Genomic DNA, 16276 nt, shown 5'->3' on the forward strand with positions numbered 1-16276 from the left:
GGTCGTGCTACCGCTGTCCCGCGTGAGGAAGCCCCGCGATATCGTCGTCGCCACGCACGGCCACTGCTTCGATGGGATGGCGAGCGCCGTCATGTTCACGCATCTCGTGCGCTGCCTCTCCCCCGAACAGGCGCTCTCGTTCCGGTACCGCTCGTGCGGCTACGGACCGGGCATGGCGACAATCCCGGAAGGGTGGCTCGACGGCGACGAGAACGCGATCCTGGATTTTCGCTACACGAAGAGCCAGCGTCTGTCCTGGTACTTCGATCACCACATCACGGCGTTCGGCTCGGCCGAGGAGCAACGCGCGGCGCTCGCCTCGGGGGACGCGACGCATCACGTGTTTTACGAGCCCACCTACGGCTCGTGCACCAAGCTCATCGCGGACGTGGCGAGCGCGCAGTACGGCGTCCGGAGCGAGGCGCTCGCGCCGCTCGTCGCCTGGGCCGACGTGATCGACGCGGCCCGTTTTCCCTCGGCCGAGGCCGCGGTCGATCGCGAGGAGCCCGTGCTCAAGCTGGCGTCGGTCGTCGAGCACCACGGCGACGGGCCCTTCTTGAAGGACATGGTGCCGCGGCTGCTCGAACGGCCGCTCGACGAGGTGGCGCGCGGGGCCGACATCGCCGAGCTCTTCCGGCCGCTCGGCGCCGCGCGCGAGACGTTCATCCGCCGCGTGAAGCAGGTCGGGACGACGATGGGACGCGTGGTGCTCGTGGACCTCAGCGACGCGCCGCTCGACGCGGCGGCGAAGTTCGTCACGTACGCCCTTTTCCCGGAGGCCATGTACTCCGTGACGCTCACCCGCCAGAAGCAGCACTGCAAGGTGTCGGTCGGGTACAACCCGTGGTGCGGCAAGGAGCGGCGGCACGACATCGCCGCGATCTGCCGGCGCTACGACGGCGGCGGGCATCCGGTCGTGGGGGCGGCGTCGTTCCCGCTCTCGGAGCTGCCGCGGGCGCGCGCCGTGGCGCTCTCGATCGCGCGGGAGCTCGACACGTGAGGTGGCGCGGCGCAGCAGCCCTCCGGCGCGCAGAAGGGCGGCCGCCGCTCGTGTACGGGCACCGCGGCGTGCGCGGGGCGCGGCCGGAGAACACGCTCGCGGCGTTCGAACTCGCAGCCGCGGAAGGCGCGGACGGGGTCGAGCTCGACGTGCGTGTCGATCGGGACGGCGAGCTCGTCGTGCTGCACGATCCGACGTTCGAGCGCGTGACGGGCGGCGCGGACATGCGGGCCGCTTCGGATCTGCCGTACGAGGAGATCCGGCGGGTCGACGTGGGGAGCGGGGAGCGCGCGCCGCGGCTCACGGAGGTGCTCGCGCTCGTGCAAGCGCGCGGGCTCGCCGTCAACGTGGAGATGAAGCACGACGTGCCGGATCGAGCGGCCGTGGTGCGCGCGACGGCGCGGAAGCTCGGGGCCTTCGATCCACGCGTGCCGGTGATCGTGTCGTCGTTCGATCCGCGCATGGTCGCGGCGTTCGGCGCGCTCGCGCCGCGGATCCCGCGGGCGCTTTTGGTGCATCGCACGCGCTGGTCGTGGGCCGCGCTCGAGCTCGCGCGGGGCCTCGGGCAAGCGGCGCACGTCGAGCGGATCCTCACGCAGGGCAGCACGGTGCGGCGGCTTCTGCAGAGCGGGCTCGTGGTGAACGTGTGGACGGTGAACGACACGCGCGAGGCGCTGGATCTCGCGGCCCTCGGCGTGGACGGCATCATCACGGACGTGCCGGGGCTCATCCGCGCGGCGCTCGGGTAGCCGCGCGCTCTACTTGTCGCAGGTGACGAAGAGCTTGCGGACGCCGCCGGGCTCGGTCTGCTGGAAGGCGCCGGGCACGAGGGGCGGGTTCCACTGGGCTTCTTTGTACTGGAAGATCACGTCTTCCTCGGTGTGCGGCACGCGCATGCGGATCGAGCGCGGCAGCTCCGCGTCGCAGGCGCCGCCGATGGGCTGGATCGGGTCCTCGATGCCGTCGGGATCGACCCGCGGGGGCGCGGTGCGGGCGGCCTCGTGGTTCGAGAGCTCGGCCTGGTAGAGGTCGGCGCCGCGCTGCGAGACGAGCACGGAGAGGACACGCACGCGCTGCTGGGCCCAGGGTTTGTCCCAGTCCTCGGGCCGGATGCCGAGGTGGATCTCCTGCTGGGCGTCGCGCGTGCTCGGCACGAGGACGCGGTAAAACCCGTGGTCGGTGTCCCAGGTGATCGTGGGGGCGCCGGGCTGGTGCAAGAGGACGGGCGCCTCGCCGCGGAGGAGCGAGACGAGCGCGTGCCCGGGGATGGGGACGCGGGTCATGCGCGCGAGGTTGCAGGGGCTCGCCGGGCCGAAGAGGAACTGCTTCTCTTTGACGTCGAGCATCTGGAAGCGCTCGCCGTCGGCCGTGAGGGTGTAGAGCATGGCGCCGAAGGGGCTGACCACGTCGAAGCGGACGCGGTCCGGGTTCACGGCGAAGAGGTGTACCTCGCCGCGCACGCGGCCCTCGGGCGCGAAGCGGTCGATCTTGGCCTGGCCTTGCACGCCGTTGACGCACGCGTACGTGGCCTTCATCCGGCCGAGCGCGTCGTCTCCGGTGGGGAAGACCGACGGGGGCGGACGCGTGCCGCCGCACGCCGTGGCGAGGAGGAGGGCCGAGACGAAGGAACACCGTGCGACGTGGGCGCGCATGCGGGCTCGACCGTTGCAGGAAAGTCCGAGCCCGTCAACGAGGCGAGGGTGGGAGGGGGTTCGGCGGGGAAGCGCATTTCTGGCCGCAACGCTCTTTGCGAGCGCGCCACGGGTGGCGTAGACCCGGACGATGCACGCGCGGATCCCCTCGCTCGCCGTGGCCGTCGTCGCCCTCGCCCTCACCGCCTGCGACAAGCCCATCCCGGAGTCGACCCCGGCGAAGCCCCCCGCCGCCGCGGGGCCGCAGGCTTCTCCCGGCGCCGCGCCGAGCGCGAGCGCGCAGGCGGCGTTCGAGCAACCGAAGCGCATCGCGGCTCCGGCCCGGATCGTCGCGATCGGAGATGTGCACGGCGACCTCGCGGCGACACGCACGGCGCTGCGGACCGCGGGCGCGATCGACGAGAAGGACCACTGGATCGGCAAGGATCTCATGGTCGTGCAGACCGGGGACGAGATCGATCGCGGCGACGCGGATCGCGAGATCGTGGACCTCTTCGAGCGCCTCGCCGACGAGGCCAAGGCCGCGGGCGGCGCCGTGATCGCGCTGAACGGCAACCACGAGGTGATGAACGTCCAGCTCGATCTGCGCTACGTGACCGACGGCTCCTTCAAGGATTTCGAGGGCGTCCCCGGCATCACGACCACGGATCCGCGCCTCGCGCGCGTCCCGGAGAACGAAAAGGCGCGCGCCGCCGCGTTCCTGCCGGGGGGTCCGTACGCGAAAAAGCTCGCCAAGCGGGGCATCGTGGCCGTCGTCGGCGACACGGTGTTCGTCCACGGAGGCATCTCGCCCAAGCACGTGCGGTATGGCCTCGACCGGATGAACCGCGAGGTGAGCGCGTGGATGGACGGCTCGGCGCGGGATCTGCCCGGGCTCATCACCGCGGAGGACGGCCCGGTCTGGCTACGGCGTTACTCGGCGGCGCCTGGCCCGGACGATTGCCGGGTGCTCGCGGAGACGCTGACGATGCTCTCCGCGAAGCGCATGGTCGTGGGTCACACGCCGCAGCGCGGCGGCATCACGTCGGCGTGCGGCGAGCAGGTGTGGCGGATCGACGTGGGGATGTCGAAGCACTACGGCGGCAAGCCGGAAGTGCTGGAGATCAAGGGCGCCGAGGTACGGCCGATCCGCGCGGAGCCCTGAGCTCCGGCGTCGAGCTCCCCGCCCCGCCCGCGCTCCCGTGGGGACCTCGCGGACGCGCCTGGATTCCTCGTTTGTGCGTTGAAAATGATATTCATTTACATCTTCGCCACAGCGGACTAGCCTCGGCATCCTAGGTAGGTACGGGATGAGAACAGGCTTCCTTGCATGGGCGCTGGCGTCGGCGCTGGTGCTTTGCACAGGCGCTGGTTGCAGCGACGAAGGAGAAGCGGGCCCTGGACAGGGCAGCGCAGGTGGATCAGCGCCCGCAGGCAGCGGCGGTAGCGGCGGCATTGGCGGTAGCGGCGGCGTTGGCGGCGCTGGCGGCGCTGGCGGCGCCGGCGGCAGCGGTGGCATTGGCGGTAGCGGCGGCGCTGGCGGCGCTGGCGGCGCTGGCGGCAGCGGAGGCATTGGCGGCAGCGGAGGCGTCGGCGGCACCGGCGGCGAAGGGGGCGGCGCTCCCCCCGACACGACTCCGCCCATCGTGACGCTCGGAGGCCCCCAAAGCGGCGCCCTGCTCCGCACGGCGCGCCTCCACGTCTCCGTGCACGCCGAGGATCCAGGCAGCCTGGCCAAGGTCGAATACACGTGGAACGGCGCCCCCGCCGTGACCCTCGACATGAGCAGCGGCGTGCCGGTGTTCGACGGCGCCGTGGACGAGCGGCCGACCCGCGGGAAAAACACGCTCCTCGTGGCCGCCGAAGATCTGGCGGGCAACCGGACGGAGGTGCCGCTCGAAGTGACGTTCGAACGAAGGCTCGGCGCCGGTGGCTCCCACACCGGCGCGATCACGGCGGGCAAGGTCGCCGTGTGGGGCCGCAACAATCTCGGTCAGCTCGGCCTCGGCGTCGGCGACACGACGTCGCGCTTCGAGCCCGTGCTCGTGCCCGGCCTCGAGGAGATCACGGCGATCGATCTCCGCCAGAACCAATCGCTGGCGCTCCGCAAGGACGGCGTCCTGTTCGTCTGGGGAACCAACACCGACGGCCGGCTCGGCCTCGGCGCCCCGGGCATGCCCGATGCCGACAAACGCGAAATCGCCACGCAAAACCCGAGCCTGACCGGCGTCCTCGCGGCGACGTTCGGCTACGATCACACGCTCGTCTTGCTCGACGACGGGACGGTGCGCGCGTTCGGCGACAATAGCTCCGGGCAGCTCGGCGACGGCACGGCCGAGGACCGCCATTACCCCGTGGTGGTCACGGGGCTCGACGATGTCATTCAGATCGTCGGCGGATCGAAGCACTCGCTGGCGTTGCGGCGCGACGGCACGGTCTGGGCCTGGGGGAGGAACCAATACGGTAACCTCGGCCAGGGGACCGCCGACACCGATCCGCACCCCATGCCGGTCCAGGTGCCGGGCTTGACCGACGTCGTGCACCTCGCTTCCGGGCGGGATCACGTGCTCGCGTTACGCGCCGACGGGACGGTCGCCGCCTGGGGGCTCAACCAGAGCGGCCAGGTCGGCAATGGAATGAGCGGCGCGGACGCGGACGTGCTTTCGCCGACGGCCGTCGTGGGATTGCGGGACGCGGCGGCGGTGTTCGCCGATGGAAACTACAGCTTCGCGGCCCGGAAGAACGCGAGCGCGGCCGGCTGGGGGCAAAACTTCAATGGGCAGCTCGGCATCGGCGGGGACGATACCGTCGATCGGAGCGCGCCGGACGCGCCGCTCGCGCTGCCCGCGACGCTCGACATCGACCCCGGCGCGACCCACGCAATCGGGCTGACGCCGGACGGCGCGGTCTACACGTGGGGATGGAGCACGAACGGCAGCCTCGGGCGGCCGAACCTGCTCAACAACTGGGCCTACCCGACGCCGGGGCTCGTGACGCAGCCATGAGGCTCCGCGCGCTCGCCCTGTGCACGCTCGCCAGCGTCGTAGCGGTCGCGTGCTCCGACGATCCGCCGGCAGGCACGACGACCGCCGCGGGCTCGACCGGCGCGGCGGGCGCAGGGGGCACGGCCGCAAGCAGCGGCAGCGGTGGGAGCGGCGGGAACGGCGGGAGCTCGACCGGGGAAGGCGGAGGCTCGAATCCGGACGAAAAGGTCGTTCTCACGCTCGTGAGCCCCCTGCCCGGGCTGGCCTTCGAGCGACGCCATGTGGACGTGGATGTCGCCTTCTCCGTGCCGGAAGGCGGCGCGACGCTCCGGCTCGCGCTCGGCGAGGCGATCACCGACGAGCAATCGATCGATACGACGGTGACCACAGGAACGGCGCGGCTCCGGCTGCCACGTGTGCGCGGCGCGAATGTGTTTGTCGTGACGATCGTCTCGGCGTCGGGAAAAACGTCGACCGTGGAGGGAAATCTCCACGGCGGGCGCCTCGTGACCACCTCCATCGACACGATGTTCGCCCTCCGGGACGGGACCCTCGTGCAATGGGGCGGCGGCGACCCGACCCCCGCCAAAAAGGACGCGCCGACCGCGCTCGTGTCCGTCGCCGAAAATGGAGACACGCTCTTCGCGCTCGACGCCGAAGGGCACGTATTCAAGGCTCCCGGAGGACCATCGGCCTTCGAGCCCGTGCCAGGGCTCGAGGACATCGCGGCAATCGCGCCCGGCGGAGGCCATGCCTTGTTCCTGCGCGCGGACGGCCGGCTCTTCGCCGCCGGGCTCAACAACCGAGGCCAGCTCGGCACGGGCGACACGGAGAGCCATGCAGGCGTCGTCGAGGTCCCGCTCGACGGGATCGTCGCGATCGCCGCCTCCGACGACGCGTCGTTCGCGGTCGACACGAAGGGCCTCGTGCACGCGTGGGGCTCGAACGACGAAGGGCAACTCGGCCTCGGCGACGAGGACGCCTCGCCCCACCCCGATCCGCTCATCGTCCCGAACCTCGTGGACATCGTGGACGTGGCCGCCGGGCGGGACCATGTCCTCGCCTTGACCGCTGCCGGCGGGCTTTACGCCTGGGGGCTCGGTTCGAGTGGCCAGCTCGGCGACGGATCGGCCGGGATCCTGGCCTCGAAGCCGCAGCCCGTTCCCCTCGTGCTCCCCGGCCCCGCGATCGCGCTCGGCGCCCGGGGAAATACGAGCCATGTCGTACTGGCGAGCGGCGAGCACCTCGTCTGGGGGCAAAACAGCCTCGCGCAGCTCGGCGTGGGCGACACGAACCTGCGGACCAAGCCGACGCCCAGCCTCCTTGGCCACGTGCGCGCGATCTCCGCAGGCCTCACCGGCGGCGTGGCCGTGGACGAAAGCGGCGGCCTCCAGGCGTGGGGATCGAATACGAGCGGGCAGCTCGGTCTCCCGCTGCCGCCCGAAGGCCCAGAACGATCGAGCATACCTGTCGTGGTGCCGTGGCCGTGAGCCTCCGCGCGGCGCGTCGGATCGCCCTCCTCGCCGTGATCCCGCTCGGGGTGGCGTGCTCCGACGAGGCCCCCGCGGGCCCCGGCGGCTCGGCTTCGGGCCCCGGCGGGGCGGGCGCATCGGGCGGCGGACCTGGCAGCGGCGGTGTTGGTGGCGCCGCAGGCGCAGGCGGCGGTCTTGGCGGCACCGGAGGCACAGGCGGAGCCACGCCGGCCGCCTTCGAGCCCGGCGAAGAGCGCCCCGGCGGCGACACGACCATCGATACACGCGACGAAAAAAGCTTCCTGCGGCCCGCGGCAAACCTCTCCCTGGAGCGCCTCGGGACCTTCGAGGCCGGGCTCGCGCTCTTCGACGTCGCCTGGACCGTCGGAGGCGAAGTCGACCGCGACGGCCTGGGCCCCACGTACGTCGGCACCTCCTGCCGAAGTTGCCATTTCCGAGGCGGCCGAGGCGCGCCGCCGCCCCCGGGCCAGCCGATGACATCGATGCTCGTGCGGCTGTCGATCCCATCCGCGGACGGCGCCACCTTCGTCCCCGATCCTCGCTACGGCGATCAAATCCAGAACAAGGCCATCCCCGGGGTCCCGCCGGAAGGCTGGTTCTCCGTCGCCTACGAAGCCAAAGCCGCCGCATATGCCGACGGCACCACATACGAGCTGCTGGAGCCGACCTACACGGCCCACGATCTAGCCTTCGGCCCGCTCGCCGAGGGCACGCGTTTCTCCCCGCGCGTGGCGCAGCCCATGATCGGGCTCGGCCTGCTCGCCGCAATCCGCGACGAAGACATCGAAGCGCTCGCCGACCCCCACGACAAAAACGGAGACGGAATCCGCGGCCGCAGAAACCACATCTCCGTCGATGGAAAGCTCGCACCCGGGCGATTCGGCTGGAAAGCAAACGAGGCGGATCTCGCGCGACAAACCGCAGGGGCCTTCCTCGGGGACATCGGCATCACCTCCCCGCTGCACCCGACCGACAACTGCCCGCCCCTCCAGGCAGCCTGCGCCGCAGCCGCAAGCACGACGCTGGACATCGACGCAGCTCGCTTCGACGCGATCGTCGTGCTCTCGCACCTCGTCGCCGTACCCCACCGCCCCGAAGCCGCCGAGCCCGACGTGCTGCTCGGCAAGGCGCTCTTCTCGCAAGCCGGTTGCAGCACGTGTCACGTCCCGTCCTTCGTCACCGGCGCACTTGCAGGTTTTCCCGAGGTCGAAGGGCAGCACATCTATCCGTACACCGACCTCTTGCTCCACGACATGGGCGCAGGTCTCGCCGACGAACGCCCCGACCACGAAGCCGGAGGGCGCGACTTCCGCACCGCGCCACTCTGGGGCATCGGCCTGACGAGCCTCGTCTCCGGTCACACGCGGCTCCTGCACGACGGACGCGCCCGAAGCATCGAAGAAGCCATCCTCTGGCACGGCGGCGAAGCCGAACCCGCACGCGCGTCCTTCCGCGCGATGTCTGGTGTAGACCGGGCAGCGCTTCTGCGGTTCGTCAGCTCGCTTTGAGCAGCCGCGCCGGGGTTTCACCCCGGACCCCGACCAGGGGCTGTCCGCCCCTGGACCTGGACCAGGGCCAGCCCTGGACCTCAGGTGCATCAACCGCGATGCGGTCGATGCAAAGGTGCATGGATTCGCGGCGTCGCTGAGGCAGCAACGCGATCGTTTGAGGACCCATGAAGGGGTGGGGAGCGTCCCGCTGTTCATTTGTGCTCAAACGAACAGCGGCGACAGATGAGCGGGCGGGAAGGTGTGGGGGGCAGCGCCCCCCACCCAGGATCAGGAGGCGCGGAGCGCGTCGAGCAGGTCGACGTCCGGAATCGCGATCGGAAGCCGCGCCCGGATGACCGCCACGTCGTTGTCCTCGCACATCCGCGCCACGGCGAGGCCGTCATACAGCGCGATCGGCGCCGTCCCCGGCACAGACGCCTCTTCCCGCGCGCCGGACAAGGTTTGTCCCGCCGTGAAGATCCAGCCGACCGTGGCCGGTCCATAGTGGTGCAGCGAGCCGCGCAGCTCCGTCACCCGCTCGCGACCCACCTCGCGGCCGTCGCGCCGAATCACGATCGCCACCCGAATCTCGTCGTTGCCCATGCGCAAGACGCCCGAGAAGTGCGACTCGCCGCCAGGCGCACCCGCGCGGCGCACCGCGCGAAGCTGCCCAACACCCATACGCTCGAGCGCGAGGACACAAACCTCGATGAACGCATGCCCCGGCAACTCGCCGAGCTTGCGAGCGAACGCGCGACGAGCCCCATCGCGATACCGCTCCACCGCAGCGAGGGCCTCCTGCTCCAGCCGCGCGAGATCGCCGCCGAGCAGCCAGTCCGTCAGGGCCACGCGGCCCCCCGCGAACCGGAAGCGCGGCCGCTGCCCCGCAGCAATCCGCCGGGCATTGTCAGCGCGCACCGCAGCAGCCACCTGCGACTGCACGAGCTGCGCATCCCCCGAGAGGCGACCACGTCGCTGCGCCGTCTCGGCGATCTGCCGCAGAGACACAGCACCCGCGTTGCGATCGAACGTCGACAGGATCGCAGCCACCGCATCGGCGAGCTCACGACCCGCAAGATCATCCAGCGCCGGATGACCTTCCCCAGGGGTCAACTCGATGACCTGCGGGCCCCGGTACACAGCCTCGGTCGGCGCCACATCACGCACGATCTCGCGGTCACGCTCGCGACCCACGTCACGGTCGCGGTCCCGGCCCACGTCGCGATCCCGATCGCGGCCGCCCATGTCACGGTCGCGGCCATCGCGACGAACCTCGAACGCGGGCGTCGCCGTGTACGAAGGCAGCCCGCCTCCGCTCGTCGGCACGGCCTGCGCCTCGCCGTTCGTGCTGCGACCCCGGCGACGGCGGCGACGACGGCGACGACCTTCCCCTCCGGCATCGGCAGCGCCCCCACCGGCGCGCTCATCCCCACCACCGAGGATCGGCTGATCGTCGTCCTCTTCCTCGTCGAACATCTCGGCGGCGCCAGCAGCCGCTTCCGCGCGCATCACGTCGTCGGGGCCGGCGGGGCCAGCGTCGATCTCTTCCTCCTCGGCAGCGCGCGTGTACGACGGCGCCGACGGCCGGGGCATGGGCGGAGCGAGTTTGGCCGCGGGAGCCGGAGAAACGAGCGTCTCGTCGTCGTCCTCGTCAGCGTCTTCCTCGGCGGCAACGACCTCGACGGGGGCGGCGGGGGCGGCCTCGATCACCTCGGGCGCCTCGTCCCTCTCGGCCTCCGCGGCCTCCGCCTCGCCTTCGGCCTCTTCTTCAACGGCCTCCGGGGCGCTGACCTCTTCCTCGACCTCGTGCCGGGCAGCCTTGGCAGGCTCTTGTTTGCCGCCGCGCTTGCCCTTCTTGCCATCGAGACCCGCGCGGAGCGTCTTCTCGTCCCACTCCCGCAGCGCGAAAACGCCGGGCTTCACCCGGATGAGCGGCGTGTCGGACGAGTCCTTCTTGAGCATCGCGGCGAGCCGGGCGCCCATCGTGACCTCGGGGCTCTTCCCGACGTGGCTGAGCAAGTTCTTCTCTATCGCGATATCGGTGATCTCTTTGTAGTGGAGCGGCCTGCCGACGAGGCGAAGCACCTCGGCCGCTGCATCGGTAAACGTCATCTTTTGTCCAGCCCTTCGGGCGCTCCCATCACTCGGGGCGCTCCTCTTGGTGCGCGTCGCACGTGCCGCCCTTGTTCCGACGCCACGCGCTGGGCCTCTGCCCGCCACGACCGGGAAGCGCACATTCGCTCCCACTCGGCCGGACACGCTACTGAACAGCCGCATAACACGGGACGATCCACGAGTCAACCACGCCAGCCCGCCCTACCCTCCCCCCTCGCACGAACTCGACGCGAAAGTTCGTCCTGGACGGAGTTTTTTTTCCACGAACCCGCGTCGCCTGCCCGCTAAGGCCGGTGCGTCTTCGGGTTCGCGAGCTTGCTCGGCAACCAGCGGAAAAAGTCGAGGATCGTGGACGAATCGAAGATGCCGTCGGACGAGTCCCACACGATGAACTCCACCGTGGCGATCTCCCCGGGCACGATCGGCGCCTCCGTGGTCAGCCATCCCGTGCTGCCGCCGATCGAGCTTGGCGTGTTGTTGCAAGGCGAGTCGAAGTCGTCGTAGCCCGTGCCCGCGAGCTCGGATTTGCCCCCCGAGCAGAAATTGAACCCTGGCGTGCCGAAACAACCCGTCGGACCGGCCACGCAACGATCGAAGAAATTCAGGTTCACGGAGCCGGGCGTCCCCTGGCCGTCGAACACCACGTTGCGGTTGTTGGCGATTCCCGGCGCGTTCGTCTTCAAAAGCACCACCCAAAGGTCGTTGAACGGCGAGCAGGCATACTCCGGGTACTCCGACGACCCGTACGCATGATCAAACGCAAAACTGTTCGCATTTGTAGGCGTACGCACCTGAATCTTGAGATTGACCGGATTGAACGCGGTGGACGCGAAGGGAACCGGGCATCCTGATTTGTTGGTCGGGAAGCCGGGGGGCGTGGCCGACTGCGTGCCGGTGTCCGTGCCGCCCTGCGGCGTGCCGAACTGGAAGTACGGCTGGCTCGGCGTGGCCGCGAGCCCCGTCGAGAGGAAGACGAAATTCTGGTTCGCCCGCGGGCCGAGCACGTTGCCCATGGACGTGATGATCGCGTGCGACTGCGGGAACGGCGTACCCGTGCCGTCCGCGAGCCGCAGCTCCGCCGTGATCACGCCCCAGCGCTTGTTCGCGCCGGTCGCATTCAGCGTCGTCGTCTGGCAAAGCTCGATCGACTTCGCGTAGTCGAGCGGATCCTGCGAGGTGTACTGCAAGCCCGCGCTGCAGGCGGTGTTCGGGTTGTCGATGCCGCCGTCGCAGTCGTCGTCCTTCCCGTTCGGGAAGTCAAACGCGCCCGGGTTCACCAGCGGATCGGCGTCGTTGCAGTCCCCGTCGCAGACCGTGTAGCCATCCCCGTCGGCATCCGGGCAGGAGCCGTCCGGGATCACGTCTTGCGGGACGTCCTGCGGCACGTCGACCGGGACATCCACAGACACGTCTTCCGGGACGTCTTCGGGCACGTCTTCGGGCACGTCCTCGGGCACGTCGACAGGGACATCGATCGGCACGTCGATCGGCACATCCACCGGCACATCCACCGGCACGTCCTCGAGGACGTCGATCGGCACATCCTCGACCACGTCGAGCAGCGCGTCCTCGACGCTCTCCTCCACCACGTCGAAGACGACGTCCGGCGAAACATCGGGCGAGACATCGGGCGAGACATCGGGCGAAACGTCGGGCGAAACGTCCGGCTGCGCGTCGTCACCGGGCGCGTCGGGGCCGGCGTCGTCTTCGTCCTCGTCGAGGGTGTCGTCGTCCTCGATGTCGGTGCGCGCGCCGCAGCCCGGTCCGAGCCAGACGGCCGGCGTGGCGAGCGCAACAAGAACGAGCCCCCAGCGAAACGAAAAGCGCACGACGTAAGCCTCCCGAAGACACCCCCGGCGGCAGCCCGCGCCGTCGCCCACCCGGAGAATATCAGGAAACGCAGGAAACGTACGCGGTCTGCCTCGAACGGGAGTACGCTCAGGGGATGGAGCTCGGGCGGCTCCTTCAGGAGCTCATTCAAGCCGCGCGCAAGGCGGGCATCACCGTGCGCTCCGAGTCCTTCGACCCCTCGCTCTCCGACGGCGGCAAGAAGTGGCGCGGGGGGCTCTGTGTCATCCGCGGCAAACGCGTCATCCTCGTGGACGAACGCGCGCCGCTCGTCGACCGCATCGCCACCGTCGCCGCCTCGCTCGCCAGCGTCGACCTCGAGCACGTGTTCCTGCCCCCCATCGTCCGCGCGACGATCGGCGCCTACCAGCGCGAGGCCCCCGAGCGGCCCGTCCCGAACGCGACCGTCCCCCTCCCCCCCGTACGCGCGCGGCTCCGCCGCACCGACGACGACGACCCCTGAACCCCGCATCGCGTTCGTCCGCGCACACCGAGGCAAAGCCACCTCTATCGCCGGCGCGTGCAGGACGGCCCGATCACGCTCTGGACCGCCGTGCCGCGTGCACCCTCGACGCCGCCTCGCCACGATTGCGCGAAAAAGGAACGTTTCCAAAATGGCACACGCGTTGCTCTGTAATGGTGCGCGCCTTCGAGCGCGTCGCGGGAGCGCAGGGCCCACCTCCTTCACCGACCCCTTTTTCGGGCCCCATGACGCACTTCGCGCTTCCTTCCCATGACGCAATCCCCGCCACGGGTCACGCCTCCGCGGGCCACGCAGGCCCCCGGGAGATCCCGTCGACCCGATTCCACACAGGTCCCCACGCCCGGATCGAACCGACATTCGCCGAGCGTGCCGCCGAGCGCCGAACCTCTGCGCGCGAAGCGCTCCTCGCCGAGCGTGCCGCCGCCTCCCGCGCCCGGCCTCTCCGACGCCGCCGCCGCGCTCTCCGGCGCCGCCGCCGCGCTCCACGACGCAGCCGCCGCCCTCGAAGGCGCGGCCGCCCGGCTCGCCGCGATCCGACCTCGCGCCCGTACGAGCACGCACACAGGCGCGACACCCACGCCGCCCGGCACTCCGCCGGATCGCGAACGAACGTAGGGAACGGGCATCCACACGACTTGACGCGCACTTCCGTCCCCGTTCTCCTTCCGCTTCTTGGAGGTTGGAAGATGCGGAGAACGATGAAGGCGCTTGGTGGGATGTTGATCTTGGCCCTCGGAGGCGTGGCCGCATGCAGCGGCGGCGGTGAGGGGACGGGGGCCGGTGGCACCGCGGGCACCGCGGGCGCGGGGGGAATGGCCGGCGCGGGGGGAATGGGGGGGACGGCCGGCGGTGGAATGGGCGGGGACGGCGGATCGGGCGGCGTGTTCGTCCCGGGATGCCCGTCCGGCATCGTCTGCGGCACGGGTGATTGCTGCGCGCAGGGCTCCGAGTGCGTGATCGACGCTTGCTTGCCGGCCTGCGCCACGAACGTCCGTTGCGGCGCCGATCTCTCGGTGTGCTGCGGGGCCGGCGAGGTCTGCGTGGCGGATCAATGCGCCCAGCCCGGCGGCAATTGCCTCGACTGGGCCGATTGCGCCGAGGGCGAGTTCTGCGAATCGACGCTCGGCGTCTGCTTGCCGCAGCCGCCCCCGGGCGCCGCGACCTGCGAATACAAGCCGCCGCCCGGACCGCTGAAGCCGGTGCTGGAATGGTCCTGGACGGAGAGCACCATTTTCCCGGCGTTCCACCAGGTCATCAACATGCCCGTGGTCGTCGATTTGGAGAACGACGGCACCCCGGACGTGGTGATCGTGACGTCGAACAACTTCAACGCGAGCCAGACGGCCTACCTGCGCGCCTTGAATGGCAAGGACGGCATCGAGAAATGGGACGCGGCCGTGGACGTGTACGCCGACGCGAACCGCGTGCAGCCGCGCGTGACGCCGGCGGCGGCCGACATCGATGGCGACGGATTCGTCGAGATCGTGACCGGCAAGGCGGGCGGCGGGCTCATCGCGTTCGAGCACGACGGCAAGGTCAAATGGACGTCCAAGCAAGCGGACGGCACCACGAACTGGACCGTGGCGCTCGACTCGGCCACGGTGGCGATCGCAGACCTCGAGGGGGACGGCAAACCCGAAATCGTCGTCGGCGGCGCCGTCTTCGATGCGAATGGCGTCCTTCGGTTCAACGGCGGCGCGTTCTTCGGGGCCAACACGGGCACCTACGGCGCCGTCAGCATCATCGCCGACCTCGACGGCGTGATGCCGCAGGAGATCGTGAGCGGCAAGAAAGCGCTCCGGTCCGACGGCACCACGTATTGGGAGCAAGCCGCGCTCAGCGACGGCTACCCCGCGATCGCGGATCTCGACCTCGACGGCAAGCCCGAGCTCGTCGTGGTCTCGAACGACACCGTGCGTGTCCAGAACCCGACGACCGGCGCGGTCATCGCCAGCGTCGAGATGCCCGGCAATGGCCTCGGCGGCCCCCCGACCATCGCCGATTTCGACGCCGACGGCCGCCCGGAGATCGCGGCCGCGAACGGCACGGCGTACTCCGTCTTCGAGTTCGAGGCCGGCGAGACCGCGACGCTCAGCGTGAAATGGCAAAAGACGACGCAGGACGGCTCGTCGAACCGCACCGGATCGAGCGTCTTCGATTTCCAGGGCGACGGAGCGGCCGAGGTCGTCTACAACGACGAGTGCTATTTCCGCGTCTATGACGGCGCCACCGGGGACACGCTCTTCGAGGAGAAGAATCCGTCGGCGACGATCCACGAGTACCCGGTCGTCGCCGACGTCGACGGCGACAACAACACCGAGGTCGTGCTCGCGGCGAACGACCTCTTCCACCTGAATGGACAAAACGGCTGCCCCTACGGCGCCAACGGCCTGCGGCACGGCATCTACGTCTACGGCGACGCGGACGACAACTGGGTGCGGACGCGCAAGATCTGGAACCAGCACGCCTACCACCTCACGAACGTGAACGCGAACGGCACCGTGCCCTCGCCCGAGTCCGCGAGCTGGATCAGCCCCTTCGGCCTCAACAACTACCGCCAGTCGAACCAGGGCGCCGGCGTCTTCAATGCCCCCGACCTCCAGGTCAGCCTCGAAGCTTCGCTCGCCCCCTGCCCGGGCGGCGTGGATCTCCGGGCGTTCGTGCAAAACAAGGGCACGGACGGCGTCCCGCCCGGCGTGAAGGTGAGGTTTTACCGGGGCAATGGCCCGGACGGCACGTTCATCGGCGAAACGACCACCACGAAGGCACTCCTGCCCGGCCAGTACGAGCTCGTCGTCATGCCCTACAAGACGCTGGCGAGCGACGTCGTCATGTCGTTCTACGTCGAGGTCGACAAGGACGAGGCCGGAGAGGGCGGCCTGAACGAATGCCTCGAAGACAACAACGGCGCCACGCTCGGCGGCGTCGAGTGCGGCGACCTGAACTGATTCTCCCTGCGCGATAAGGAAAAGGGCGGACCCACGTGGGCCCGCCCTTTTCCTTATCCGCGCGGGCCCACGACGGGCCCGCGGCTTCTCATGCGGCCTTGCGCCGCCGCCCGATCACGAGGCCGAGCGCGCCGAGCACCACGAGCAGCGAGCCCGCGGGACCCTCGTCCGCGCCGGGCGCCGTCCGGCAGCCGCAACCGCCGTCGTCGGGTCCCCCGCCACCCGCGCCGCCGGCGCCAGCGTCGCCGCCCGCGCCGCCGGCACCACCCGCGCCACCGGCGCC

13 protein-coding genes are annotated in these 16276 nt (G+C 70.3%); 9 read left to right on the forward strand and 4 right to left on the reverse strand.

The window, feature by feature from the left end:
- Window positions 1-22: 22 nt before the first annotated feature.
- A complete protein-coding gene (locus E8A74_RS46910) occupies window positions 23-1000 on the forward strand; it encodes a hypothetical protein (protein WP_232380051.1) in 978 nt (325 codons plus the stop codon).
- The gene (locus E8A74_RS46915; protein ID WP_136935699.1) at window positions 997-1749 is read left to right on the forward strand and encodes a glycerophosphodiester phosphodiesterase; all 753 of its coding nucleotides are present in this window, start codon (window positions 997-999) and stop codon (window positions 1747-1749) included. Before E8A74_RS46910 ends, E8A74_RS46915 begins: the two co-directional genes overlap by 4 nt.
- A 9-nt stretch (window positions 1750-1758) precedes the next feature.
- On the opposite strand, the gene E8A74_RS46920 is transcribed toward E8A74_RS46915, so the two are convergent.
- A complete protein-coding gene (locus tag E8A74_RS46920) occupies window positions 1759-2652 on the reverse strand; it encodes a LolA family protein (protein ID WP_232380052.1) in 894 nt (297 codons plus the stop codon).
- 130 nt (window positions 2653-2782) lie between these two features.
- Between E8A74_RS46920 and E8A74_RS46925 the strand changes: the two genes are divergently transcribed.
- From E8A74_RS46925 to E8A74_RS46940, 4 genes are all read left to right on the forward strand, one after another.
- Window positions 2783-3796: a shewanella-like protein phosphatase gene (locus E8A74_RS46925; protein WP_136935700.1), complete on the forward strand. Its 1014-nt coding sequence runs from the start codon at window positions 2783-2785 to the stop codon at window positions 3794-3796.
- Between the two features lie 145 nt (window positions 3797-3941).
- Window positions 3942-5636 (forward strand): RCC1 domain-containing protein, encoded by a 1695-nt coding sequence (locus E8A74_RS46930; protein WP_136935701.1) that lies wholly within the window; start codon window positions 3942-3944, stop codon window positions 5634-5636.
- On the forward strand, window positions 5633-7105 hold the full coding sequence (locus E8A74_RS46935) for an RCC1 domain-containing protein (RefSeq protein ID WP_170229909.1): 1473 nt from the start codon (window positions 5633-5635) through the stop codon (window positions 7103-7105). The genes E8A74_RS46930 and E8A74_RS46935 overlap by 4 nt, the downstream gene beginning before the upstream one ends.
- The gene (locus E8A74_RS46940; RefSeq protein ID WP_170229910.1) at window positions 7096-8616 is read left to right on the forward strand and encodes a di-heme oxidoreductase family protein; all 1521 of its coding nucleotides are present in this window, start codon (window positions 7096-7098) and stop codon (window positions 8614-8616) included. The genes E8A74_RS46935 and E8A74_RS46940 overlap by 10 nt, the downstream gene beginning before the upstream one ends.
- 270 nt (window positions 8617-8886) lie before the next feature.
- Here the strand turns inward: E8A74_RS46940 and E8A74_RS46945 are convergent, their stop codons facing one another.
- Both E8A74_RS46945 and E8A74_RS46950 read right to left on the reverse strand, forming a co-directional pair.
- Window positions 8887-10710, reverse strand: coding sequence for an HTH domain-containing protein (locus E8A74_RS46945; protein ID WP_136935704.1), 1824 nt, complete (start codon window positions 10708-10710; stop codon window positions 8887-8889).
- Between the two features lie 287 nt (window positions 10711-10997).
- Entirely contained in the window at window positions 10998-12542 is a 1545-nt protein-coding gene (locus E8A74_RS46950) for a choice-of-anchor L domain-containing protein (protein ID WP_136935705.1), read from the reverse strand.
- A gap of 116 nt (window positions 12543-12658) precedes the next feature.
- Between E8A74_RS46950 and E8A74_RS46955 the strand changes: the two genes are divergently transcribed.
- From E8A74_RS46955 to E8A74_RS46965, 3 genes are all read left to right on the forward strand, one after another.
- Window positions 12659-13024 (forward strand): hypothetical protein, encoded by a 366-nt coding sequence (locus E8A74_RS46955; RefSeq protein WP_136935706.1) that lies wholly within the window; start codon window positions 12659-12661, stop codon window positions 13022-13024.
- Window positions 13025-13411: 387 nt separating this feature from the next.
- Window positions 13412-13660 (forward strand): hypothetical protein, encoded by a 249-nt coding sequence (locus E8A74_RS46960; protein WP_136935707.1) that lies wholly within the window; start codon window positions 13412-13414, stop codon window positions 13658-13660.
- A gap of 101 nt (window positions 13661-13761) precedes the next feature.
- Complete coding sequence (locus E8A74_RS46965; RefSeq protein ID WP_136935708.1) at window positions 13762-15993, forward strand: FG-GAP repeat domain-containing protein; 2232 nt, start codon at window positions 13762-13764, stop codon at window positions 15991-15993.
- A gap of 88 nt (window positions 15994-16081) precedes the next feature.
- On the opposite strand, the gene E8A74_RS46970 is transcribed toward E8A74_RS46965, so the two are convergent.
- Window positions 16082-16276, reverse strand: a 195-nt coding sequence (locus E8A74_RS46970) for an MYXO-CTERM sorting domain-containing protein (RefSeq protein ID WP_232380053.1), incomplete at its 5' end; no start/stop codon positions are given.

The organism is Polyangium fumosum, assembly GCF_005144585.1.
GTDB classification, from domain to species: domain Bacteria; phylum Myxococcota_A; class Polyangia; order Polyangiales; family Polyangiaceae; genus Polyangium; species Polyangium fumosum.